The sequence below is a fragment of the Lactobacillus sp. 23-2 genome (genome assembly GCF_044902225.1).
GTDB classification, from domain to species: Bacteria; Bacillota; Bacilli; order Lactobacillales; family Lactobacillaceae; genus Lactobacillus; species Lactobacillus absianus.
This window is the reverse complement of sequence record NZ_JAOQBX010000019.1, coordinates 1-23,322: the sequence shown is the minus strand read 5'-3', so window position 1 is coordinate 23,322 and position 23,322 is coordinate 1. Positions and strand designations below refer to the sequence as shown.

General features: G+C 55.3%; 21 protein-coding genes. 13 read left to right on the top strand and 8 right to left on the bottom strand.

Annotated features, from left to right (window positions below):
• Positions 1 to 140 precede the first annotated feature (140 nt).
• From mnmG to OCH80_RS07415, 6 genes are all read right to left on the bottom strand, one after another.
• Entirely contained in the window at positions 141 to 2,036 is a 1,896-nt protein-coding gene (gene mnmG / locus OCH80_RS07440; RefSeq protein ID WP_404539496.1) for a tRNA uridine-5-carboxymethylaminomethyl(34) synthesis enzyme MnmG, read from the bottom strand.
• Positions 2,037 to 2,051: 15 nt separating this feature from the next.
• Positions 2,052 to 3,434 carry a tRNA uridine-5-carboxymethylaminomethyl(34) synthesis GTPase MnmE gene (mnmE, locus tag OCH80_RS07435; RefSeq protein ID WP_404539493.1) on the bottom strand — a complete coding sequence of 461 codons (1,383 nt, stop codon included), beginning with the start codon at positions 3,432 to 3,434 and terminating at the stop codon, positions 2,052 to 2,054.
• Positions 3,435 to 3,556: 122 nt separating this feature from the next.
• On the bottom strand, positions 3,557 to 4,429 hold the full coding sequence (locus OCH80_RS07430; protein ID WP_206989637.1) for a membrane protein insertase YidC: 873 nt from the start codon (positions 4,427 to 4,429) through the stop codon (positions 3,557 to 3,559).
• Entirely contained in the window at positions 4,430 to 4,798 is a 369-nt protein-coding gene (gene rnpA, locus OCH80_RS07425; protein WP_154548922.1) for a ribonuclease P protein component, read from the bottom strand.
• Between the two features lie 48 nt (positions 4,799 to 4,846).
• On the bottom strand, positions 4,847 to 4,987 hold the full coding sequence (rpmH, locus tag OCH80_RS07420) for a 50S ribosomal protein L34 (RefSeq protein ID WP_008459582.1): 141 nt from the start codon (positions 4,985 to 4,987) through the stop codon (positions 4,847 to 4,849).
• Positions 4,988 to 5,032: 45 nt separating this feature from the next.
• The gene (locus tag OCH80_RS07415; RefSeq protein ID WP_404539488.1) at positions 5,033 to 5,263 is read right to left on the bottom strand and encodes a hypothetical protein; all 231 of its coding nucleotides are present in this window, start codon (positions 5,261 to 5,263) and stop codon (positions 5,033 to 5,035) included.
• Positions 5,264 to 5,460: 197 nt separating this feature from the next.
• On the opposite strand from OCH80_RS07415, the gene dnaA reads away from it, so the two are divergent.
• From dnaA to OCH80_RS07350, 13 genes are all read left to right on the top strand, one after another.
• Entirely contained in the window at positions 5,461 to 6,837 is a 1,377-nt protein-coding gene (dnaA, locus tag OCH80_RS07410; RefSeq protein WP_206989641.1) for a chromosomal replication initiator protein DnaA, read from the top strand.
• A 186-nt stretch (positions 6,838 to 7,023) separates the two neighbouring features.
• On the top strand, positions 7,024 to 8,181 hold the full coding sequence (gene dnaN, locus OCH80_RS07405; RefSeq protein WP_154548925.1) for a DNA polymerase III subunit beta: 1,158 nt from the start codon (positions 7,024 to 7,026) through the stop codon (positions 8,179 to 8,181).
• A gap of 234 nt (positions 8,182 to 8,415) precedes the next feature.
• Positions 8,416 to 8,640, top strand: coding sequence for a S4 domain-containing protein YaaA (gene yaaA, locus OCH80_RS07400; protein WP_302188022.1), 225 nt, complete (start codon positions 8,416 to 8,418; stop codon positions 8,638 to 8,640).
• Entirely contained in the window at positions 8,640 to 9,767 is a 1,128-nt protein-coding gene (gene recF / locus OCH80_RS07395; RefSeq protein ID WP_404539484.1) for a DNA replication/repair protein RecF, read from the top strand. Before yaaA ends, recF begins: the two co-directional genes overlap by 1 nt.
• Positions 9,768 to 11,735 (top strand): DNA topoisomerase (ATP-hydrolyzing) subunit B, encoded by a 1,968-nt coding sequence (gyrB, locus tag OCH80_RS07390; RefSeq protein WP_154548927.1) that lies wholly within the window; start codon positions 9,768 to 9,770, stop codon positions 11,733 to 11,735.
• A gap of 11 nt (positions 11,736 to 11,746) precedes the next feature.
• The gene (gene gyrA / locus OCH80_RS07385; RefSeq protein ID WP_404539483.1) at positions 11,747 to 14,215 is read left to right on the top strand and encodes a DNA gyrase subunit A; all 2,469 of its coding nucleotides are present in this window, start codon (positions 11,747 to 11,749) and stop codon (positions 14,213 to 14,215) included.
• Between the two features lie 250 nt (positions 14,216 to 14,465).
• Positions 14,466 to 14,759 (top strand): 30S ribosomal protein S6, encoded by a 294-nt coding sequence (gene rpsF, locus OCH80_RS07380; protein ID WP_404539480.1) that lies wholly within the window; start codon positions 14,466 to 14,468, stop codon positions 14,757 to 14,759.
• Positions 14,760 to 14,813: 54 nt separating this feature from the next.
• Positions 14,814 to 15,410 (top strand): single-stranded DNA-binding protein, encoded by a 597-nt coding sequence (gene ssb / locus OCH80_RS07375; protein ID WP_404539477.1) that lies wholly within the window; start codon positions 14,814 to 14,816, stop codon positions 15,408 to 15,410.
• A gap of 31 nt (positions 15,411 to 15,441) precedes the next feature.
• Positions 15,442 to 15,678, top strand: coding sequence for a 30S ribosomal protein S18 (gene rpsR, locus OCH80_RS07370; protein ID WP_003612635.1), 237 nt, complete (start codon positions 15,442 to 15,444; stop codon positions 15,676 to 15,678).
• Positions 15,679 to 15,814: 136 nt separating this feature from the next.
• Positions 15,815 to 17,836: a DHH family phosphoesterase gene (locus OCH80_RS07365; protein ID WP_404539473.1), complete on the top strand. Its 2,022-nt coding sequence runs from the start codon at positions 15,815 to 15,817 to the stop codon at positions 17,834 to 17,836.
• A gap of 59 nt (positions 17,837 to 17,895) precedes the next feature.
• Positions 17,896 to 18,348, top strand: a complete 453-nt coding sequence (gene rplI, locus OCH80_RS07360) for a 50S ribosomal protein L9 (protein ID WP_206989648.1) — start codon at positions 17,896 to 17,898, stop codon at positions 18,346 to 18,348.
• A 62-nt stretch (positions 18,349 to 18,410) separates the two neighbouring features.
• A complete protein-coding gene (gene dnaB / locus OCH80_RS07355; protein ID WP_404539470.1) occupies positions 18,411 to 19,784 on the top strand; it encodes a replicative DNA helicase in 1,374 nt (457 codons plus the stop codon).
• Between the two features lie 148 nt (positions 19,785 to 19,932).
• On the top strand, positions 19,933 to 21,072 hold the full coding sequence (locus OCH80_RS07350; protein WP_404539467.1) for a GGDEF domain-containing protein: 1,140 nt from the start codon (positions 19,933 to 19,935) through the stop codon (positions 21,070 to 21,072).
• A gap of 104 nt (positions 21,073 to 21,176) precedes the next feature.
• On the opposite strand, the gene OCH80_RS07345 is transcribed toward OCH80_RS07350, so the two are convergent.
• Together OCH80_RS07345 and OCH80_RS07340 are read right to left on the bottom strand one after the other, a co-directional pair.
• The gene (locus tag OCH80_RS07345; protein WP_404539464.1) at positions 21,177 to 22,343 is read right to left on the bottom strand and encodes a DUF2974 domain-containing protein; all 1,167 of its coding nucleotides are present in this window, start codon (positions 22,341 to 22,343) and stop codon (positions 21,177 to 21,179) included.
• A 95-nt stretch (positions 22,344 to 22,438) separates the two neighbouring features.
• Positions 22,439 to 23,143, bottom strand: a complete 705-nt coding sequence (locus OCH80_RS07340; protein WP_154548938.1) for an MgtC/SapB family protein — start codon at positions 23,141 to 23,143, stop codon at positions 22,439 to 22,441.
• Between the last annotated feature and the right edge of the window lie 179 nt (positions 23,144 to 23,322).

The window sequence follows — 23,322 nt, the reverse complement described above, 5'->3', positions numbered from 1 at the left end:
TTGCCCCCAGTGGCGCAGACCAATTATTTTTTAGAGTTTTTTGGCAATTTGTAATTCTTTTAAAAAATAACAAATTTCAAATTTGCCTGCTTTTTCTGAATAACAAAAGCACAGTTTTATATTCTTTTTTAGATGGGCAGCTAATCCTTGACCTTGGAGTACTTGCCATTTTGCACGTAGACGCTGAGAATGGCCAGATCGGCTGGGTTGACCCCGGAGATTCTTTCAGCCTGGGCCATGGTTTCCGGCCGGATCTGCTTGAACTTCTCCCGGGCTTCAGTGGCCAAGCCGTCGATTTGGTCGTAATCGATGTCAACCGGAATCTTCTTGGCTTCCTGGCGGCGGAGGCGGTCCACCTGGATCTCCTGCTTCTTGATGTAGCCAGCGTACTTGACGTTGATCTCCACCTGCTCCTTAACGTAGCGGTCCCCGGCCAGCTTGTGGCCCGTCAGGCGTTCAAAGTCGACAACCGTGACCTTTGGCCGGCGGAGGAAGGCATCCCCCTTGACCCCGCCATTCAGGGCCGCTTCGCCGATTCCAGCCAAAAATTCGTTGACGGCGATGGTCGGGTGCACGGTCACGTCCTTTAATTCTGCCAAGTCGGCCTTGATTTCCGCTTTCTTTTCCAGGAAGCGCTGGTAGCGGTCCTCGGAAATCAGGCCCAGCTGGTAGCCCTTCTCGGTCAAGCGCAGGTCCGCGTTGTCGTGGCGCAGCAATAGGCGGTATTCCGCCCGGCTGGTCAAGAGCCGGTAAGGCTCATTGGTTCCCTTGGTGACCAGGTCGTCGATCAAGACCCCGATGTAGGCCTCGTCGCGGCCCAAAACGAAGCCTGGCTTGCCTTGCGCGCTCAAGGCCGCGTTGATTCCGGCAATCAGGCCCTGGCCGGCTGCTTCCTCATAGCCGGAAGTCCCGTTCATCTGGCCTGCGGTAAAGAGGTGCTTGACCTTCTTGGTCTCCAAGGTGTGGGTCAGTTGCCAAGGATCGATGACGTCGTATTCGATAGCATAGCCTGGCCGCATCATTTCCGCTTTTTCCAGGCCGGCGACTGAGTGGAGCATCTGCAGCTGGACTTCTTCCGGCATGGAGGTTGAAAAGTCGCCGACATAGATTTCCTCGGTCTTGCGCCCTTCCGGCTCCAGGAAGATCTGGTGGCGATCCTTGTCCGCGAAGCGGACGACCTTGGTCTCAATTGACGGGCAGTAGCGCGGCCCCACCCCAACGATGTCGCCAGAGTACATTGGCGAGCGGTCCAGGTTCTCATTGATGATCTTATGGGTCCGCGGGTTGGTGTAGGTCATGTAGCAGGAAGTCTGGTCGCTCAGGTAGTCGGCATCCTTGCTGGTGAAGGAGAAGTGGCGCGGCTCCTTGTCGCCTGGCTCTTCTTCGGTCTTGGAGTAGTCGATCGTGTTCTTGTTGACGCGTGGCGGGGTCCCCGTCTTGAAGCGGCGCAGCTTGAAGCCGAGCTTTTCCAGGTTCTCGGACAGCTTGATGGCCGGAATCGTATTGTTGGGGCCGGAGGAGTAGTTCAATTCCCCAATGAAGATCCGTCCCCGGGCGGCCGTGCCCGTGGTCAGAACGACGCTCTTGGCCTGGTAGCGGGCTCCGGTGTTGGTAACCACGCCCTTGCAGATCCCGTCTTCAACGATCAGCTCGTCGACGATCGCCTGGCGCAGGGTCAGGTTGGGCGTGTTTTCGATGGTCCGCTTCATTTCCTCATGGTAGTCCCACTTGTCGGCCTGGGCCCGCAAGGCGCGGACAGCCGGGCCCTTGCCCGTGTTCAGCATCCGCATTTGGATGTAGGTCTTGTCGATATTCTTGCCCATTTCGCCGCCAAGGGCGTCGATCTCACGGACGACCGTCCCCTTGGCCGGACCGCCGACTGACGGGTTGCAGGGCATGAAGGCGACCATGTCCAGGCCGATAGTCAACAGCAGCGTCTTCTGCCCCATCCGGGCACTGGCCAGAGCTGCTTCGCTGCCGGCGTGGCCGGCACCGACCACGATGACGTCGTATTCATTGGTAACGTATGTCTTCATCTTGTTCTTGCTTGCCTACTTTCCTAAACAGAATTGACTAAAGAGGTCATTGATCAGCTCATCCGGGCTGCTCTCACCCGTGATTTCGCCCAAGGTCTCCCAGGCGCCGGTAAAGTCGATCTGGACCAAGTCGACGGGCATCCCCGCCTCCAGGCCGCTGACCACGTCCGCCAGCTGCCGCTTGGCCTGCTCCAGCAGACCGGCCTGGCGCTGGTTGGTCACCAGAACCTGGTCGTTGGAGTTTTCGATCCCGCTGAAGAAGAGCTGCTTGATCAGGTCTTCCAGCTCATCCAGGTGCGCTTTTTGCAGAATTGAGGTGGCGATTACCGGGCTCTGGCTGCTTTCCAGCTGGTCAGCGTCCAGCTTAACCCCAAGGTCGGTCTTGTTCAAGACGATGATCCGCTTCTTGTCCTTGGTGTAGTCAAGCAGGCGCCGGTCTTCCGCCGTCAATTCCTGGCTGGCATCCAGCAGGAGCAGGACCAGGTCCGCCTGGCCGATCGCCTGCTTGGACCGCTCAACCCCGATCTTTTCCACCGTGTCTTCCGTGTGGTGAATCCCAGCCGTGTCGATCAGTTTCAAGGGCACCCCTCTGACGGACACGTATTCTTCCAGCGTGTCCCGGGTAGTCCCCGCCACGTCGGTGACGATGGCCTTGTCGCTTTGGGTCAGGTAGTTCAGCAGCGAGGACTTGCCGACGTTGGGCCGGCCCACAATCGCCGTGGCCAGGCCGTTTCTGAGGATCTGCCCCTCTTGGGCAGTCTGGAGCAGGCGGTCGATCTCCGCGGTCGCCTTTTCAGAGCAGGCCCGCATTTTTTCAGCGGTCACCTGCTCTTCATCGTACTCTGGGTAGTCGATGTTGACTTCCACGTTGGCCAGCACGTCCAGGATTTGCTGGCGGATAGCCCGGATCTCTTCCAGTAAGCCCCCTGCCAGCTGCCGCACCGCCACGGCCCGGGCCTTGTCGGTCTTGGCCCGGATGATATCCATCACGCTCTCGGCCTGGGTTAAGTCGATGCGGCCGTTGACAAAGGCCCGCTTGGTGAATTCGCCCGGGTCGGCCATTCTGGCCCCATTGGCCAGAAGCAGGCGCAGGATGTCGTTGGTGACCACGATCCCCCCGTGACAGTTGATTTCCACGACGTCTTCCTTGGTGAAGGTCTTTGGCGCCCGCATGACGGAAACCATGACCTCATCGATCACCTGGCCGCTGGCCGGGTCCACGACGTGCCCGTAGTTGATCGTGTGGGTGGGCACTTGCTCCAAATTCTTGCCCTTGAAGACCCGGTTGGCAATCGTCACCGCTTCTTCACCGGACATGCGGACGATCGAGATCCCGCCTTCGCCAATCGGGGTTGAAATCGCCGCAATTGTATCAAATTCCGTTAATCTTTGCACCATCGCAAGTCTACCTCGTCTTTTTGGTATAAAAAAAGTGCAATTTCCACCATGAGAAATGATGGATAAAGCACTTTCACTACTTTATCTAAAAATAATTTTAGATGACTTTTCGATTATCCGCGCTATTTGCGCTTGTTGATCCGCTTGTAGGCTTTTCTCATCTTGCGCTGTCGTTCACGCTCCGCGTTAGCCTTAGCCTCCTGCTCCTTGCGGTACTTGAACGGGTTCTGCAGAACCAGCGTCTGGCCGACCTGGAACAGGTTGGAAATTACCCAGTAGAGGGAAATGGCTGATTGGAAGTAGATCGCCCAAATACCGACCATAATGGCCATTCCGTAGCTCATCAGCTTGGTCGTCATTGACTGGGATGAATCCGGCATGGACATGGTGGCAATGTATGAGGACAAGAAAGTGAACAAGGCCGCCAAGATTGGCAAAACGAAGTATGGGTCTGGCTTGCCCAGGTCCATCCACAGAAACTTCCCGTTCTGCAACTCTGGCGTCCGCCAAATGGCTTGGTACAGAGCCCACATAACCGGCAATTGGATCACGACCGGGAGGCAGCCCGCGTAAGGGTTGACCCCGGCTTCCTTATAAAGCTTCTGCGTCTCTTCGTTCAGCTGGTTTCTTGATTCAAGGTCCTTGCCTGGATACTTGGCCTGCAAGGCCTTGATCTGTGGCTGAATGTCCTGCATCTTCTTCGTGCTGTTGATCTGCATGGCATTCAGCGGCAGCAGGATCACACGAATGATGACCGTAAAGATGACGATCGCCCAGCCGTAGCTGCCGCCGCACACCTTGGCAATCCATAAGACGAATTGGGACAGGTAGTAGACAACCCAGGCGTCCCACCAATTGCTCGAATTATGAGAAATCGGCGCGGGCTTCTGGGTGGTCTGGGTAGCGCAGCCACTCAGAATCAGGGCAAAAACCGCAACAAGTGCCATCAAGCCCATCAGGCGCTTGACACTTTTCTTCGATAAGATGTCCTTCACTTATTTTTCCTCGACTTTATTCGGCGTTTCCTCAATGACATGGGCCAAAGCCAGCGCGTGAAGCAAGTTCTTGCGGGTCTTTTCCCAGTCAAAATCGCGAGCGTAGGGTCTGGTGATGACCAGAAAATCCAGGCGCGGATCGATCTGTGCCTTGTATTCGGTCAGCACGGCCCTGATATAGCGCTTGAGACGGTTTCGGGCCACGGCCGTATGGCCGACCTTTTTACCGACAGAGATCCCGACCCGGAAGTGGCGGTTCTCCTCCCGCGGCAGCGTGTAGATCACGAAGGCCCGGTTGGCGACTGAAGTGCCATTTTCAAAGACGTTCTGAAAATCCTGCTCGGATTTAACTCGATATGACTTTCTCAAAGCTCTTTACACTCTCGCGAATTAAAAAAACCACTGGGATTCAGTGGCTTAAGCAGATAATACTTTTCTACCCTTTGCACGGCGTCTAGCCAATACCTTACGGCCGTTGCTTGTAGCCATACGCTTCATGAAGCCGTGAACGCGTGAACGGTGACGCTTCTTTGGTTGGTAAGTTCTCTTAGTTGACATTTATTTGCACCTCCATTTTTTAGTGCTACGTGCACAATTTCTTATCTAGAATATCACGAAGCAAAAGAAAAACCAAGCCTTATTTGCAAATTCCCGCCCTTTTTTCCTTAAGAAGGCTGGAAAAAAATCCCCGCCTTGTGGACGAAGCAGCCGGGGATAAAAAATTTTTTCGCGGTCATCAACAGGCTTGTCTGCAGCTTTATCCACAAGCCACAGGGTGTTAAAATCTTTTTGAACAGCCTGTGGAAACATTCTGGTCAGTTCCGGCTCGTTCATTGGGGCTCTAAGAAAAGATATCCACAAGCGTAATCCACATTTTGCCATTTTTGATAAAATTATCACCATGAATCACAGGGCTAGCTGCCAGTCTTTTGCACAGGCTGTGGATTCTGGATTTCTTTCTTCCACCTGTGGAAAACCGTTGGGTTAAATGCTAAAATAATTTTGCTAAAAATTTTTTGGAGGAATGTTTTTTGTTCGATTTAAATAAATTCTGGGAGACCTTTAACGCTGAAATGCGCTCGCAATTCAACGAGGTCTCCTATAACGCTTGGTTCAAAAACACTAAGCCCGTTTCCTTCAACAAGGGGACGCGTGAATTGGTAATCTCCGTCCAAACTCCCGTGGCAAAGGGGTATTGGGAGCAAAACATCTCCGCTAATCTGATTCAATCGGCCTATGCCTACGCCGGCATCGACGTGTACCCGGTTTTTGTCGTCCAGCAGGGAGGCGAAAAGCGCAGCGAGCGGATGGTTGAACCCCAGAAGAAGGAGAGCCAGCCCGTCCGGACCACCGGACCGGAGCCAGTCAGTGCCGGTTTCAACAGGGACCTGCACCTGAATGAGAAGTACACTTTTGACAACTTCATCCAGGGTGAGGGCAACAAGCTGGCGGCCGGCGCGGCCTTGGCCGTAGCCGACAGTCCCGGCACCTTCTACAACCCCTTGTTCATCTTCGGGGGCGTCGGACTGGGCAAGACCCACCTGATGCAGGCCATCGGCCACCAGATGCTGGAAGAGCGGCCAAACGCCAAAGTCGTCTACATTCAAAGCGAAACCTTCGTCAACGACTTCATCAACTCCATCAAGAACAAGACCCAGGAGCAGTTCCGCGAAAAGTACCGGACTGCCGACCTGCTCTTGGTGGATGACATCCAGTTCTTCGCCAAGAAGGAAGGGATCCAGGAAGAATTCTTCCACACCTTCGAGACCCTCTACAACAACCAGAAGCAGATCGTCATGACCAGCGACCGCCTGCCAACCGAGATTCCGGACCTGTCAGAGCGCCTGGTTTCCCGCTTTGCCTGGGGCCTGCAGGTCGAGATCACGCCGCCGGACCTGGAGACGCGGATCGCCATCCTGCGCAAGAAGGCTGAATCCGAGGGCCTGGAAGTCGATGAATCCACCCTGGACTACATTGCTTCCCAGGTCGATACCAACATCCGGGAACTGGAGGGGGCCTTGGTCAAAGTTCAGGCCCAGTCCACGATCCAGAAGCAGGACATCAACATCGGCTTGGCCCGGTCGGCTCTGGCTGACTTGAAGCTGGTCCAGAAGAGCCGGGGCCTGCAGATCTCCAAGATCCAGGAAGTGGTTGCCAACTACTTCCAGACCTCAGTGGCCGAGATGAAGGGCAAGAAGCGGGTCCGCAACATCGTGATCCCCCGCCAGGTCGCCATGTACCTGTCCCGGGAGCTGACCGACGCCAGCCTGCCCAAGATCGGCCAGGAATTCGGGGGCAAGGACCATACCACTGTCATGCACGCCTGCGACAAGATCGCCCGGCAGATGAAGACCGATACGGAAATTAAATCTGCCGTCTCCGACCTGCGCCAGATGCTGGAGCGCTAGGCCAAAAGAGGTCCGTTAATAACATGTGGAAAAGTTCTTAAGTTGTCCACAGGTTAGCAACAGGCCGAATCCCGTATTTCCGCGGCTTGGGGTCACTTTTCAACAGTACCCACAGGCCCTACTACTAATACTACATATATTTAATAGAATAATAATAAAAGAGCATGCAAGCATCGAGGAGGAAAAATGAAATTTACTGTAGATCGCAGCTTGTTCATAAACAAATTAAATGACGTCCTCAAGGCTGTCTCATCACGGGCTTCAATTCCAATTTTGACCGGGATCAAGCTGGACCTTGACGAAAACCGGTTGCTGCTGACTGGGAGCGACACGGACATCTCTATTGAAGCCGCTATTCCAACCAAGACCAGCGAAGGCGAAAAAAATGCCGACCTGATCTTCTTCTCAGCTGGTTCAGTCGTCGTCAACGCCCACTTCTTCTCTGAAATCGTCAAGAAGCTGCCAAACACCACTTTTGACTTTGAGGTCAAAGAAGGGCTGCAGATTCAAATCGTCTCCGGGGATGCCGACTACACGATCAACGGCTTGGACGCCAGCAGCTACCCGCGCCTGCCGGAAATCAGCGATGAAGCCTCATTCTCGGTTCGCGGCAAGACCCTGCAGGACCTGATCAACGCCACCGTCTTCGCGGTTTCCACCCAAGACAGCCGGCCAGCGCTGACTGGGGTCAACTTCACCTTTGCCCAGGACCACATCAAGGCCGTGGCCACCGACTCTCACCGTCTGTCGCAAAGAACCATGGCGACGGAAGACGGTCCAGCCAGCGAAGTGTCCATGATCCTGCCAGGGAAGAATTTGCAGGATCTGGCCCAAATCATTGGCGAATCCGATCCAGAACTGAAGATCTTCCTGGGCGACAGCCAGGTCATGTTCAAGATTGACAGCTTGAACTTCTATACCCGGCTTTTGGAAGGGGTCTACCCAGACGTTGACCGCCTGCTGCCAGCTTCCTCAACGACCCATGTCCAATTCGACATTGCCGACCTATCCAGCACCTTGAGCCGGGCCAGCCTGGTGACCCACGCCAACCGGAACAATGCCGTGCAGATGAAGCTGGACGTGGCTAACGGCCAAGTTACCGTTTCGGGCAATTCACCGGAAATCGGCAAAGTGGAAGAAAAGGTCGGCTTTGCCAACCTGGATGGCCGCGACTTGAGCATTTCTTTCAACCCGGACTACATGCAGGCTGCCCTGCGGGCCGCCAGAAGCGTGGCTGATGCCGTCAAGATCAACTTCACTGAGCCTTTGCGTCCATTCACGGTCGTTCCGGCCAAGGAAGGGGTCGAATTCGTGCAGCTGATCACGCCAATCAGAACTTTCTAATAATCACGAAAAGCTGTCCGTTGGACGGCTTTTTTTGTCCTCTTTCGGCGAAAGGGGGCTTTTTTTCACTTCTGAATGTTTGTAAGGCGGTTGAGTACTCCAATACTAGTTAGGGCTAAAATCGCTCAGAGGGCCTAAAAAGGGCTGTCTTGATTGAGTTTTAGCCCGAAAAAGGCTATAATTATAAGTGGATTATTAGTGTTTTAACGAAGGTTTATTTTTTCAGGGTGGAAGGTGACGCTTATCAAAACTTTAGCGATCAACGGTGAGTACATCACTTTGGGTCAATTATTGAAAGACGAAAACGTGGTTTCCTCCGGCGGCCAGGCCAAGTGGTACTTGAAAGAAAATCCAGTCCTCTTGAATGGGGAAGTGGAAGACCGCCGCGGCAAGAAGCTTTATCCTGGCGACAAGCTGGAAGTTGCCGGGGAAAGCTATGAACTGACCAAGGGGCTTTAATGTACCTGAGTCACTTTAAGGCGGCAGGCTTTCGCAACCTGGCGCCGCTGGAGCTCGACTTTGACCCCAAGGTCAATCTTTTTTTGGGCGAAAATGCCCAAGGCAAGACGAACCTGCTGGAAGCCATCTACTTCTTGGCGTTGACGCGCTCGCACCGCACCAGCAACGACAAGGAGCTGATCGGCTTCGGGGCTGACTTTGCCAGTCTTGAAGGCCGTGTTCACAAGAGCCAGGTCGAGCTGGACCTGCGCCTGGTCATCAGCAAGAAGGGCAAGCTGGCCTGGGTCAACCGGATCGAGCAGGGCCGCCTGTCCAAGTACGTTGGCCACCTGAACGCGATCCTGTTCTCCCCGGAAGACCTGGACCTGGTCAAGGGGGCGCCTGGCATCCGCCGGCGCTTCATGGACCTGGAATTCGGCCAGGTCAGTCCGGAGTATCTCTACTACGCGGGCAAGTACCGGCAGGTCCTCCAGCAGCGGAACAACTACTTGAAGCAGCTGGCCAAGGGCGGGGCGAAGGACCAGGTCCTTTTGGACGTTTTGTCCGACCAGCTGGCCCAAGCCGCCAGCGAGGTCATTGCCCGCCGCTACAAGTACCTGGCGGACTTAAGCCGCTACGCGGCCAAGGCCTACCAGGCAATCAGCCTGGGAAGAGAAGACCTGCGGGTGATCTACCGGCCTTCAGTCAAGGAGATCAGCGAGGCGGACGCGCCCAGGCAGATCCAGGAGAAGATCAGCCAGCGCCTGGCTCAGGTCAGAGCCGATGAGCTGCGGCGGGCCACGACCCAGCTGGGCCCCCACCGCGACGACATCGAGTTCCAGCTGGGGGGCAAGAACGCCCACCTGTATGCCTCCCAGGGACAGCAGCGGACGATTGCCCTGAGCTTGAAACTGGCGGAAATCAGCTTGATCAAGCAGCTGACCAATGAAAGTCCGATCCTGCTCCTGGATGACGTGATGAGCGAACTGGACCACCTGCGGCAGGGGGCTCTGCTGACCTTTATCCAGGGCCAGACGCAGACTTTTATCACGACGACGGATCTGGCGGGTATTTCCCGGGAAATAGCCGACCAGCCTAAGATCTACTACATTCAATCCGGACAGATTAAAGAAAAAGAGGAAGGGTAAATGGCAGACGAAAATAGCAAATTAGCCAAAGCAAAAGCAGAAAAATTCGAAAAAGAAGCCGACAAGTACAATGCCAGCCAGATTCAAGTGCTCGGTGGCCTGGAAGCCGTCCGCAAGCGTCCCGGCATGTACATCGGCTCTACCAGCTCCCAAGGCCTGCACCATTTGGTCTGGGAAATCATCGACAACGGGATCGACGAATGCCTGGCCGGCTTTGCCACCAAGATCGAAGTCACGGTCAACCCTGACAACAGCGTGACCGTGCAAGACGATGGGCGCGGGATTCCGGTCGACATCGAAAAGAAGACTGGCCGTCCAGCCGTAGAAACGGTCTACACGGTCCTGCACGCCGGCGGCAAGTTCGGCGGTGGCGGCTACAAGGTTTCCGGCGGTCTGCACGGGGTGGGGGCCTCAGTCGTCAACGCCCTGTCGACCAAGCTGAACGTCACCGTCATGCGGGACGGCAAGAAGTACTTCATTGCTTTTGACCATGGCCGCGTCACCGAGGAGCTTCACCAAATCGGCGAAGTGCCGCTGACTGAGCACGGGACCATCGTCAGCTTCTGGCCAGACCCGGACATCTTTACCGAAACCACGGTTTTTGACGACAAGATCCTGAAAAACCGGATTCGCGAGCTGGCCTTCCTGAACAAGGGCCTGAAATTGACCTTCACCGACAAGCGCAAGGACACGGCCGAAACCGACGTCTACCACTTCGAGGGCGGGATCAGAGAGTACGTCTCCTTCCTCGACCGAGACCAGGAAGTGCTGTTTGACGACCCAATCTACGTGGAAGGCAAGTATGAAGGCATCGACGTGGAAGTGTCCCTCCAGTACACCACTGGCTACAAGACCACGCTGATGACTTTTGCCAACAACATCCACACCTATGAAGGGGGGATGCACGAGGCTGGGTTTAAGACGGCTTTGACCCGCGTCGTCAACGACTACGCCCACAAGGCCAAGATCCTGAAGGACAAGGATGACAACCTGTCCGGGGAAGACATCCGCGAAGGGATGACCGCGGTCGTCTCCGTCAAGCACCCGAACCCGCAGTTTGAAGGGCAGACCAAGACCAAGCTGGGCAACTCTGATGCCAGAACGGCCGTTGACCGGGCCTTCTCGGAAACCTTCTCCACTTTCCTGATGGAAAACCCGCAAGTGGCCCGCAAGATCGTGGAAAAGGGGCAATTGGCTGAACGGGCCCGCGTGGCTGCCAAGCGCGCCCGCGAAGTGACCCGGAAGAAGTCCGGCTTGGAAATCGCCAACCTGCCAGGGAAATTGGCTGACAACACCTCAAACGACCCGAAGATCTCCGAGCTCTTCATCGTCGAAGGGGACTCCGCCGGCGGCAGCGCCAAGCAAGGGCGCAGCCGCTTGACCCAGGCGATTCTGCCAATCCGCGGGAAGATCCTGAACGTGGAAAAGGCCTCAATGGACCGGATCCTGGCCAACCAGGAAATCAGAACCCTGTTTACGGCTCTGGGCACTGGCTTTGGGGCTGACTTCGACGTCTCCAAGGCTCGTTACCACAAGCTGATCATCATGACTGACGCCGACGTCGACGGGGCCCACATCAGAACCTTGCTTTTGACCCTGTTCTACAGATACATGCGGCCAATGATCGATAAGGGCTACGTCTACATCGCCCGTCCGCCTCTGTACCAAGTCCGCCAGGGCAAGCTGGTCAAGTACCTGGACACCGACGAGGAGCTGCACGACTACCTGGGGACCCTGCAGCCAAGCCCGAAGCCAATCGTCCAGCGCTACAAGGGGCTGGGTGAAATGGACCCTGAGCAATTGTGGGAAACGACCATGAACCCGGAAAACCGCCGCTTGGACCGGGTAGACCCGCAATACGCCGCTGACGCGGATGAGGTCTTTGAAATGCTGATGGGCAACGAGGTTGGCCCGCGGCGGAAGTTTATCGAAAGCAACGCCAAATACGTTGAAAACCTGGATGCTTAAGGGAGGATTAGATGGATAACGAGAATCAAGGACAAGACCGCCGGATTCGCAATGTTGATCTGACGAAGACTATGCGCAGCTCCTTCTTGGACTACGCCATGTCGGTTATTGTCGCCCGGGCGCTTCCCGACGTGCGCGACGGCTTGAAGCCAGTCCAGCGCCGGATCCTTTACGGGATGAACGAATTGGGCGTCACGCCTGATAAGCCTTACAAGAAGAGTGCCAGAATCGTCGGGGACGTCATGGGTAAGTACCACCCGCACGGCGACTCCTCAATCTACCTGGCCATGGCCCACATGGCCCAGGACTTCGCCTACCGCTACATGCTGGTCGACGGGCACGGGAACTTCGGTTCCGTCGACGGCGACCGGCCAGCCGCCATGCGTTACACGGAAGCCCGCATGAGCAAGATTGCCGTGGAAATGCTGCGCGACATCAACAAGAACACCATCGACTGGCAGAGAAACTACGACGACACGGAAAACGAGCCAGTCGTCCTGCCAGCCAGAATCCCGAACCTTTTGGTCAACGGGTCCAGCGGGATCGCGGTCGGGATGACCACCAACATTCCGCCGCACAACCTGTCTGAGGTCATCTCCGGCATCCACATGCTGATGAAGAACCCGGACGTGACCACCAAGGAACTGATGAAGGCCATTCCAGGCCCTGACTTCCCAACTGGCGGGATCTTAATGGGCAGAAGCGGGGTGCTCCGGGCCTATGAAAGCGGCAAGGGGAACATCGTGGTCCGGGCCAAGACCGAGATCGAGACCGAAAAGAGCGGCCGCGAGCGGATCATCGTTTCCGAAATTCCTTTCCTGGTCAACAAGGCCGAGCTGGTGCAAAAGATTGCTGAGCTGGCCCGGGAAAAGGTGATCGACGGGATTACCGGGGTGCGCGATGAATCCGACCAGAGCGGGATGCAGATCACGATCGACATCCGCCGGGATGCCAGCGCCAGCGTGGTCTTGAACAACCTCTTCAAGGAAACCCCGATGCAGTCCAACTTCGCCATCAACATGGTGGCGATCGTCAACGGGACTCCGAAATTCCTGACCTTGAAGCAGATGCTCCAGTACTACCTGGACCACCAGGAAGACGTCATCACCCGCCGGACCAAGTTCGACCTGGAAAAGGCCCAAGCCCGGGCCCACATCCTGGAAGGGCTGCGGATTGCCCTGGACCACATTGACGAGATCGTGACCCTGATCCGCAATTCCGAGTCCAGCGACATCGCCAAGGCCGGCCTGATCAGTCGCTTCAACCTGGACGACCGCCAGGCTCAGGCTATCCTGGACATGCGGCTGGTTCGCCTGACCGGCTTGGAGCGCGACAAGGTTGAAGGCGAATACCAAGAGCTGCTGGTCAAGATTGCCGACTACAAGGACATCCTGTCCAAGCCGGAAAGAATCGACCAGATCATCTACGATGAGCTGCTGGACATCCAGAAGCGCTTCGGCGACAAGCGCCGGACCCAGATCACGGCCAGCGAGGTCGTGACGATCGAAGACGAGGACCTGATCGAAGAGCAGAAGGTCCTGCTGACTTTGACCCACCAAGGCTACGTCAAGCGGATGCTGGCTGACGACTTCAAGACCCAAAACCGTGGCGGCAAGGGGATCAAGGGGATGGGCGTCCAGAAGGGCGACTTCATTGAGCACCTGCTCTACGCAAGCACCCACGACTACCTCTTCTTCTACACCAACAAGGGCAAGGTCTACATGAAGAAGGCCTACGAGATCCCGGAATACGGGAGAACGGCCAAGGGCCTGCCGGTCGTCAACCTGCTCCAGCTCGACAAGGGCGAGCACATCCAGACCATGGTCAGCGTGGCGCAAGGACATGAGGACGAATACGCCTTCTTCATCACCAAGCTGGGGACGGTCAAGCGGACCAAGATCAGCGAGTTTGAAAACATCAGAAACAACGGGCTGATCGCCTTGACCCTCAAGGACGGGGATGAGCTGTCCAACGTCCTGACCACTGACGGCAAGCAGAAGATCCTGATTGCCACCCACCTGGGCTACGCCGTGACCTTCAAGGAAGAAGACGTCCGGGCCATGGGGAGAAGCGCGGCCGGCGTGCGCGGGATCAACCTGCGCGAAGGCGACTACGTGGTCGGCTCCGGAGTCTTGAATGAAGGCGATGAAGTCCTGACCATCTCTGAGAAGGGCTACGGCAAGCGGACCGCTGCCAGCGAGTACCCAGTCAAGGGCCGCGGCGGCAAGGGGATCCAAACGGCCAAGATTGGCGAAAAGAACGGCCCGCTGGCCGGGGTCGCGGTCGTTGACGGCAAGAGCGACATCATGCTGATCACCACTGATGGGATCATGATCCGCTTCAAGGTCGAAGACGTCTCCCAAACCAGCCGGTCCACCATGGGCGTGCGCCTGATCAAGGTAGCCGACAAGGCCAAAGTTGCCAGCCTGGCCGTGGTGCCAGCTGAGGACGCGGCTGAAAAAGCGGCTGAGGAAGAATAAGACTTAAGAAAATTAAGAATAAGGGGCTAAAAGCTAAAATAATAACTTTTTGCTCCAAGCCAAAAAATTACCAGACTTTTCCGTGTAATAGTTTATGGAACGAAAAAAGTTCCGGATCACGTGGAAAAATGTTTGGTAATTTTTTGTTATTTGTGCTAGAATTAGTCATTGCGAGTAATTAGAACCAATTACTCCTTGTTCTTGATTTTAGCCAAGAACCATTTAGTCCAAAAGGAGGTGCAATAGTCTTATGTCAACCAAGTACGAAATTACTTACATCATCAAGCCAGACGTTGATGAAGAAGCAAAGAAGGCCATTATTGACAAGTACACTAAGGTGATCGCTGACAATGGTGGTGAAATGGTTGAAGCTAAGGACTGGGGCAAGCGTCGTTTCGCATACGAAATCGAAAAGTATCGTGAAGGTAGTTACTACATCATGACCTTTACTGCCAACGACGCTGCTGCTGTCAACGAATTTGCCCGTTTGAGCAAGATCGACGACTCAGTTCTGCGTTCAATGACTGTTAAGCTGGACAAGTAGTCCACCAAGAAATAAATTGTAGTTTTCCGTAATAAAGGATAGGAGGAAATGAGTATGATTAATAGCGTTGTACTTGTTGGCCGTTTAACACGTGATCCTGAATTACGTACCACTGGGAGCGGCATCTCGGTTGCTACGTTCACTCTTGCCGTAGACCGGCAATTCTCAAATGCCAATGGGCAAAGAGACGCGGACTTTATCAACTGTGTCATCTGGCGCAAGTCAGCAGAGAACTTCTGCAACTTCACCAGCAAGGGCAGCTTGGTCGGCATCCAAGGCCGCATCCAAACCAGAAGCTACGATAACAAAGACGGGCAGCGGGTTTATGTAACGGAAGTCGTCGTTGACAACTTCTCCCTGCTGGAATCACGCCGTGAGCGTGAAGCCCGTCAGCAACAAGGCGGTTTTGGCGGTAACAGCTATGGCCAAGGCGACGGTGCCTATGGTGCCGGCAACTACGGCTCAGGCTTTGGCGGCAATAACAACAACGCCTTTGGCAGCAGCCAAGGCAGCGCTCCAAGCGCTGGCAACGGCTCAAGCCTGAATGAAGATAATAAGAAGGACGACTTCGGGAACGCCGGGTCAAACGCCAACCCGTTTGACAACTCCGACGGCTCGATCAACGTCTCAAATGACGATCTTCCATTTTAACTAAAATCTAGAAAAGAAAGGATCTGAAGACATGCCTCAACAAAGAAGAGGTGGTCGTCGTCGTCGCAAGGTTGACTTCATCGCAGCTAACCACATCGACTACGTAGACTACAAGGATGTTGATCTGTTGAAACGTTTTATCTCAGAAAGAGGTAAAATCTTGCCACGTCGTGTCACTGGTACTAGCGCTAAGAACCAACGCAAGGTTGCCAACGCTATCAAGAGAGCCCGGATCATGGGTCTCCTGCCATTCGTAGCTGAAGACTAAGTCTTCTGACGTGCGGATCACAATACGTAAGAAGAGGACCAAGCATTCCAAGAGAATGCTTGGTCCTTTTTGTTTTCCCTCCTGGTAGGTTATAATAGAAAATAGTTTAATCTACTTTTTAACGTGGAAGAATTTTATGAAGCAATTTTTACGCAAACTTGAATTGCCAGAGTTTGTGCGGGACAGCAGACTGACGGTGGCGGTCATCGCCATCATCGTCTTGGAACTGCTCAGCACTTTTTTTGCCTTCTTTATCAACCGGATCTTTGGGGTGGCACTGCTGCTGATCTTTGTCTTCTCCCTGTTCTGGGTCGTTTTCGGCATTTACATTCTGGCAAAGAACACCAACAACTACGCGGCCAACCTGTCCTACCGGATCAAGCGGGGGGAGCAGGAAGCCATGATCAAGATGCCGCTGGGGATTCTGCTCTATGACGAATCGCGCCGGATCCAATGGGTCAACCCCTACCTGCAGCTCTACTTGGGCGAAAAGGACGTCATCGGCCAGACCATCGGAGAGGTCGATGAGAGCCTGGGGCAGCTTTTGGAAGATGCCTTGAACGCCAAGACTTCGGAAAGCAAGGTCGTCAAGTGGGATGGCCACCAGTTTGAAATGGTGGTCCAGGACAGCATTGGGGTCATCTACCTGCTGGACATCACCCGCTACGCGGACATTGCCGACAAGTACAAGGCCGAGCGCCTGGCCATCGGGCAGATCTTCATTGACAACTACGATGAATTGAGCGAGCGCATGCATGACCAGGAGCTGGCCAGAACCAGCACCTATCTGCAGACGACCTTGAACGACTACGCCAAGAAGTTCAGGGCCTACCTCAAGCGGATCGATGAGGACCACTTCCTGCTCTTGACCCACCTGCATGACCTGGAGGCCATGGAAGACGACAAGTTCTCGGTCTTGGACAAGATCCGTCTGGAAACTAGCCGCAACAACACGCCCCTGACCTTGTCCGTCGGGATCGCCTATGGGGGCGACTCTCTGCGCAAGATTGCCAACCAGGCCCAGGCCAACCTGGACCTGGCCTTGGGGCGGGGGGGCGACCAGGTCGTCCTCCGGGAATTGGGCCAGATGGCCAGATTCTATGGCGGAAAGTCCAATCCCATGGAGAAACGGACCCGCGTCCGGGCTAGAATGGTCTCTCAGGCCCTCAGTGAGCTCTTTAAGGATGCTGACCAAGTCTTCGTTCAAGGGCACCAGCGGCCTGATATGGACTCTGTCGGCAGCGGGATCGGGGTCGTCAAGATTGCCCGCCTGCATGGGGTCAAGGCCCGCTTTTTGCTGGATACCGCCCACTGCAACTACGACGTTGACCGCCTGGTCAAGAAGATGCAGGCAGCCAGCCCGGACCTGGACCTGTTTATCGATCCGGAAGAGGCCAATCTGGAAGCAACTGACAACTCGCTGCTGGTCATGGTGGACCACTCCAAGTACTCCATTACCTACGACCAGCCGCTTTACGACCGTTTGAAGAACCGGATCGTGGTCATCGACCACCACCGGCGGGGGGAGGAATTCCCAGAGAACCCAATGCTGACCTATGTTGAGCCTTATGCCTCATCAGCCAGCGAACTGGTGACTGAAATGGTTGAATACCAGCAGCCGGCAGACGGCAACCGGGTCTTGACCAATCTGGAAGCTACGGCCATGCTGGCCGGGATCACGGTCGACTCCAAGGAGTTCTCCCTGCGGACCGGGACCAGAACTTTTGACGCGGCCAGCTACCTGCGCTCTATTGGAGCCAATTCGGCAACCGTGTCCGAGCTGTTAAAGGAAGACATCAACAGCTTCCTGGTCAGAACCCACTTGGTGGCCAGCCTGCAGATGCTGCGGCCAAAGATGGCGGTCATGCAGGGGCCGGAAAACAAGGTCATCGACCCAATCCTGACGGCCCAGGCGGCCGATACGGCTCTGGATTTGGAAGGGGTCTCGGCTTCTTTTGCCATCACCAGACGCGCCGGCGACACGATTGGGATTTCCGCCCGGTCGATGGGTCATATCAACGTCCAGGTGATCATGGAGAAGCTGGGCGGCGGTGGCCACTTGTCCAACGCGGCCACGCAGCTGAAGGACGTGTCGGTTGAAGAGGCCTGCAAGCAGCTGCTGGCCGCGATCGACGAGTATTTGCAGGAAAACAGCTAGGCCGGCAGGAAACAATGGCAATACTAGAAAGATAAGCGACAAGCAAAGGAGAAGGACTCATGAAAGTTATTTTTATGCAAGACGTTAAGGGCCGCGGCAAGCGGGGACAAGTCAAGAACGTGCCAGACGGCTACGCGCAAAACTTCCTGATCAAGCGCGGCCTGGCCAAGGAAGCCAACAAGGGCAACCTGAACACCCTGAAGCGGGTGGAAGCCAACGAAAAGGCTGAATACGAGGCTCAAAAGGCTGAAGCCGAAGCCATCAAGGCCAAGCTGGAAGCAGACGGAACGGTCGTTGAACTGAAGTCCAAGGCCGGCGCGGATGCCCGCCTGTTCGGCTCAGTTTCCGGCAAGAAGATCGTGGCAGCTCTGGACCAGCAGTTTGGCATCAAGCTTGACAAGCGCAAGCTGAACCTGCCAGAGCCAATCAAGGCCCTGGGCTACACCAACGTGCCAGTCAAGCTCTTCAAGGGCGTTGAATCCAAGGTGCGGGTGCACATTACTGAAGAATAAGCCGGAAAAGGCCGGGCCAGAGCGGATTTTTGTTAATGATTTGGAAGATGTGATGGAGACTCATGGATAACCTGCTTGCACAACAAGTCCCGCATGACGCTGCCGCTGAAAAGGCCGTCCTGGGGGCAATCTTTATCGATCCGGAAGCGATCAACGACGTCAGCGCGGTGCTGGAAGCCACCGACTTCTATGACCACGCCAACCGGATCATCTATTCGGCCATGCTCAAATTGGCTGACGAGGGCCAGTCCATTGACCCGGTAACCATCCAGGCGGAACTGGAGCGGCGGGGGCAGCTGGATGAGATTGGGGATATTTCCTACATTACCGACCTGCTGGGGGCCACGCCGACCTCTTACCACGTCAAGGACTACGCCAAGCTGGTCCATCAGAAGTCAGTCCTGCGCAATCTGATCAATGCCAGCCAGAAGATCATCACCAATGCCGTCCAGGGGGCGGATCCGGTAGAAGACATCCTGTCTGACGCCGAAAGCGAGATCATGAACGTCTCCAACCAGCGGAGCAGTAATGGCTTCCATGACATCGAGAAACTGGTTAAAGAGGCGGTCCGTCAGATCACCGAGAACGCCAAGAACCACGATACCGTTACCGGGCTTAGGACGGGCTTCAAGGGGCTGGATGAGATGACGACGGGCCTGCACGAAGATGAATTGATCATCCTGGCTGCCCGGCCTGGGGTTGGTAAGACTTCGTTCGCGATGAACATTGCCAAGAACGTGGCCTTGGAAGGGCGCCAGCCGGTCGCCGTCTTCTCGCTGGAAATGTCAGGCGAGCAATTGGTGCAGCGCTTGATCGCCTCAACGGGGCTGATTGACTCCCAGCACCTGCGGACCGGGAATCTGGACAGTGAGGACTGGTCGCGCCTGGAGCTGGCGGCCGGCGGCTTGAGCAAGGCGCCGTTGTTTATTGACGACACGCCTGGGATCAAGATCAGCGAGATCCGTTCAGAGGCTTTGAACCTGCAAAAGCAGGAGGGCAAGCTGGGCCTGGTCGTGATCGACTACTTGCAGCTGATTGAAGGGCCAAGAAGCGAATCCCGCCAGCAAGAAGTTTCCGCGATCTCGCGGCAATTGAAGAAGATGGCCAAGGAATTGCACGTGCCGGTCATTGCCCTGTCCCAGCTGTCCCGGTCGGTTGAGCAGCGCCAGGACAAGCGGCCGATCCTGTCTGACCTGCGTGAATCCGGGTCAATCGAACAGGACGCCGACATCGTCGGCTTTTTGTACAGAGAAGACTACTACCGCGATGAAGATGGCGGCGACGGCGATGACAAGAAGGACGGGGACGACCCGGAAAACGTCGAGATCGAAGTCATCATCGAGAAGAACCGTTCCGGACGCAGAGGCTCCACCAAGCTGATGTTCTCCAAGCCTTACAACCGCTTCTCCAACATCCTCGACCAGCCTGAAAATTAATTGATAAGGACTTGCAGATTTTGCTGCAGGTCCTTTTTGTTTGGAGCGGAAGCTGTTTGTCCTTTAATTTTTTCATGAAAAAATTAAAATAAGAGGTAGATAAGCAATCATCAATAAGCGCTAAATCAATAAGCAAAGAAGTGAGCCGATGATACCTGAAATACTGTTGGAGTACGACGTGCCAGCGGGGATGCTGACGCTGCTGCTGCTGATCTTCCAAACAATCTACATCAAAGACAAGCGGCCCTCAACGCAGGCCTTAATGCATGCTGAGGCAGCAGTGTGCGTTTATGCGGTCTGCCGGGCCTACTCTGTGTTTCTGCGCGTGGACGGGCGGGTTGACGAGTATAGACTGGTCGTGCTTGCCAACCTGCTGGCCAGCATTGCCCAAGCCGTGGCCGTCTTCTTCGTCTTTTTGTTCTTCTTGCGCCTGACCAGCCGGCAGGTGGATAAGAAGTTGGCCCTGGCCTGTGCCATTCCGCTGCTGGCCTTTGTCGCCTTCTTGCTGGTGCCGCCTTTGCGCGACCACGTCTACGTGATCTCCAGCCGCAGTGAGTACGTCAGCGGCCCCTGGAGCTGGATCGGCCTCTTGTACGCGGCGGTCTACGTGGTCATGATCATCGTGACCGCGACCATCCACCAGGATGACTTCCAGAACCGCTACGCGGCGGTCGTGGTACTGGGGCTGTTTTTGCTTTTGGCCAACTATATTGACTACCGCTTCGCGACCCGGATCGACACCTTCGTCCTGGCCCTCTGTCTGACGGCTTTTGCCACGATTCTGGACGCGGAGAGCTACGACATGCTGCGGAAGATCTCGCTTTATGACGAGCTGTCTGGCCTGAAGAACCGCTACAGCCTGCTGCGGGACTTTGACAAGCTGCAGGGGGAGGATATCTGCCTGGCCATCATGGACATCGACGATTTCAAGCGTTTCAACGACACTCACGGGCACGTGGCCGGAGACAAGGTGATCCAGCTCACGGGGGCCACCCTGCGCCGCTTTTTTGACGGGCAGTCTTACCGCTATGGCGGGGATGAGTTTATCGTCATGACCAAGCTGGCCCCTCCTGCTTTTTCCAAGCGGATGGAAGACCTGCGCCTGGCAATCGCGGCCCAGCCGCTGGACGGGATCGCGGACCACGTCACGCTTTCTTACGGGAAGGCTTATGCTTACGTGGATGATGGCGCCCGCCTGACGCGGATCATCAATTCCGCGGATGAAAACCTCTATCACTGGAAGAAGGTCCGTAAGGCCCGGGCCAAGTACCAGCTGCCACTAGAATAAAAAGCTCCGCCGGCTGGCGTTTGCTTGAGTGGGCCGTTTTTTTGGAGATCGGTTCAAAAAATAAGAAAAAACACTCATCTAAGTTAGATAAGTGTCGTAGGGCATTAGTCTTGGGACAGGTCGTAAGCCTCAAAAAAGATGGGGCCCTGACGGGAGTCGTTGAAGTGCTTGACTTTTTCCAAGGGGTCTTCAGCCGGCTTGGCAAAGGGGAGGGTGAAGCTCTGCCGGGCCGTTTCAATGATGCTGTTGAAGATTTGGCGGAAGATGGCCCGCATTTCCGGATCCATGGCCAGGTAGGCGCGGCCAAAGCGGTAAGTCCCCGTAAGTCCGGTGATCTGGTCAATCTTGGTAATGTCCAGGCTGCCAAAGGCGTCAAAAAGGGCCGACCACATCTGTCCCCGCTTGCTGTTGGGGATGTTGTGGTTGAACTGGATCAGGGAGTGGCGGATCATCCGGGCCGTTTTGGTCAGGCCGTCCGGGGCCAGCACGTAGCTGTCCCGGCCCACGCTCCAGGTCCGGGGATCATGCTGGTTGGCCGCCGGCATGGTGCACTTGACGACCAGGACGCGCTCGGTGTGGTCCAGCATGGTGCCAATGATGGAACTTTCAGGGATGTAGGTCTTCATCTTGTCCATAGTTCGCTGAAAGCCTGGCGAGGCATAGACTTCTTGGCTGTAGCCCGGCCCATCGAAGCTGTAGGTGCGGATGATCCGGTCCTGGATGCTGGGATCAGCGAAGGCCATGGCGTAGTGGGCGTAATTGCCGCCCTTGGAGTGGCCAGTGACAAAAATTTTGTCGTCAGGGAAGGCCCAGCCGATCTTGTCCAGGTATTTGGCCGCGACCTTCTGCCCTTCGATTTCGGGGGTGTAGTTCATGATCATGTCTTCGTTCCAGCCGATCATGGACTGGTCGGTTCCACGGAAGGCTACGATGATCGTGGAGTCATCCAGGCGGAAGGCCCCAGCGTTGAACTGCATGGGCTCAGGTTCAGCCTCCATCTTGTTGACCCAGTCAAGGATCTCGATTCCAGCATAGCGGGGCGAGCGCGGCAGCAGCAGGAGCTCGGTCTTCTCTTTGGGATCAAATGACTGCTTGGGGTCGTGCTGGCGGTAGAGTGCCTCACAGACTTCTTTTAAAGAGTGGCCGGCGACGCTGGGGTCAAAGGCCAGGTAGGCCAGGGATGCAAAAAGGGACGCGTCCAGGCTGTTGAAGCGCCGTTCACTGAAGGTCAGATCCCCGCGCCAGCGCAGATAGTCTAATGTTGTTGCCATCACAAAAACCTCCTTAGCTAACATTGTACATTATTGTCCAAAAAGCGGGGCGGGGAAGGCTTTTTAGCACTCTGTCAGTTTCTTTCACGTGAGGGCTACTTGCTGCCGGGCGAGTAAGTGATGCGCTTGATATCCGGGTATTTGCGCAGGTTCATGATGATCTGGTTTTCATCGATCCGGCTGGCGATTTCGCCATCGCAGCTGAAAAGGACATGGTCGTCAGAGACGCTGATGATCTTGATGCTGAGCTGGTGAACCTCGTTCTTCTCCAGTTCGCTTTGAATGGTTTCCAGGATATGGGGCGTGTTGCTGGCTTCGATCAAGAGACTGATGCTGACCTTGCGGAGCAGGTTGAGGACCGTTTCTTCCCGCAAAAAGCGCTGCACGAGCAGGAGCAGGACAGCAGCCACGATTCCAACCCAGTAAAGGCCGACCCCAATCGCGATTCCGATGGCTGAAGTGGCCCAGAGTCCCGCGGCGGTCGTCAATCCGGAAATCTGCTCTTTATGGACTAGGATGGTCCCAGCACCGATAAAGGAAATTCCCGTGACCGTCAAAGAGGCGATTCGCGATGGATCGTAAGAAACGTTGCTGAAAGTGAGCATGTCGTAGAACCCGTACTTGGAGACGATAGAAAACAGGGTGGAGGCAATGGCTACCACGACGTGAGTATGCAGGCCCGCGCTCTTTCTCTGGGTTGCCCGCTCAAAGCCAATCAGACCGCCGCAAAAGGCGGACAGCAGGATCCGCAGAAGCCAGACCAGTTGAAAGCTGACAGGTATGCCGGTAAATTTTTCCATATTTTTCCTCCTTGCTGATTTTAGTTCTTTCGGCGCAAATAAGCCGAAAAAATAAAAAAATTGCCAAAAAGACTTGCAAAAGTCTGCAATTAATGGTTAAATTAATAACTGTGCTAAGGCACAAGAGTTGCTGACTTAGCTCAGTTGGCAGAGCACTTCACTAGTAATGAAGGGGTCGG

Excerpts from the sequence above, each read along its gene's own strand:
- gyrA (WP_404539483.1), top strand. The coding sequence starts at position 11,747 with ATGGATAACGAGAATCAAGGACAAGACCGCCGGATTCGCAATGTTGAT.
- mnmE (WP_404539493.1), bottom strand. The coding sequence starts at position 3,434 with ATGGTGCAAAGATTAACGGAATTTGATACAATTGCGGCGATTTCAACC.
- rpsF (WP_404539480.1), top strand. The coding sequence starts at position 14,466 with ATGTCAACCAAGTACGAAATTACTTACATCATCAAGCCAGACGTTGAT.
- OCH80_RS07345 (WP_404539464.1), bottom strand. The coding sequence starts at position 22,343 with ATGGCAACAACATTAGACTATCTGCGCTGGCGCGGGGATCTGACCTTC.
- rpsR (WP_003612635.1), top strand. The coding sequence starts at position 15,442 with ATGCCTCAACAAAGAAGAGGTGGTCGTCGTCGTCGCAAGGTTGACTTC.
- recF (WP_404539484.1), top strand. The coding sequence starts at position 8,640 with ATGTACCTGAGTCACTTTAAGGCGGCAGGCTTTCGCAACCTGGCGCCG.
- mnmG (WP_404539496.1), bottom strand. The coding sequence starts at position 2,036 with ATGAAGACATACGTTACCAATGAATACGACGTCATCGTGGTCGGTGCC.
- dnaN (WP_154548925.1), top strand. The coding sequence starts at position 7,024 with ATGAAATTTACTGTAGATCGCAGCTTGTTCATAAACAAATTAAATGAC.
- rplI (WP_206989648.1), top strand. The coding sequence starts at position 17,896 with ATGAAAGTTATTTTTATGCAAGACGTTAAGGGCCGCGGCAAGCGGGGA.
- OCH80_RS07340 (WP_154548938.1), bottom strand. The coding sequence starts at position 23,143 with ATGGAAAAATTTACCGGCATACCTGTCAGCTTTCAACTGGTCTGGCTT.
- dnaB (WP_404539470.1), top strand. The coding sequence starts at position 18,411 with ATGGATAACCTGCTTGCACAACAAGTCCCGCATGACGCTGCCGCTGAA.
- rpmH (WP_008459582.1), bottom strand. The coding sequence starts at position 4,987 with ATGTCAACTAAGAGAACTTACCAACCAAAGAAGCGTCACCGTTCACGC.
- OCH80_RS07350 (WP_404539467.1), top strand. The coding sequence starts at position 19,933 with ATGATACCTGAAATACTGTTGGAGTACGACGTGCCAGCGGGGATGCTG.
- gyrB (WP_154548927.1), top strand. The coding sequence starts at position 9,768 with ATGGCAGACGAAAATAGCAAATTAGCCAAAGCAAAAGCAGAAAAATTC.
- ssb (WP_404539477.1), top strand. The coding sequence starts at position 14,814 with ATGATTAATAGCGTTGTACTTGTTGGCCGTTTAACACGTGATCCTGAA.
- OCH80_RS07365 (WP_404539473.1), top strand. The coding sequence starts at position 15,815 with ATGAAGCAATTTTTACGCAAACTTGAATTGCCAGAGTTTGTGCGGGAC.
- OCH80_RS07415 (WP_404539488.1), bottom strand. The coding sequence starts at position 5,263 with ATGAACGAGCCGGAACTGACCAGAATGTTTCCACAGGCTGTTCAAAAA.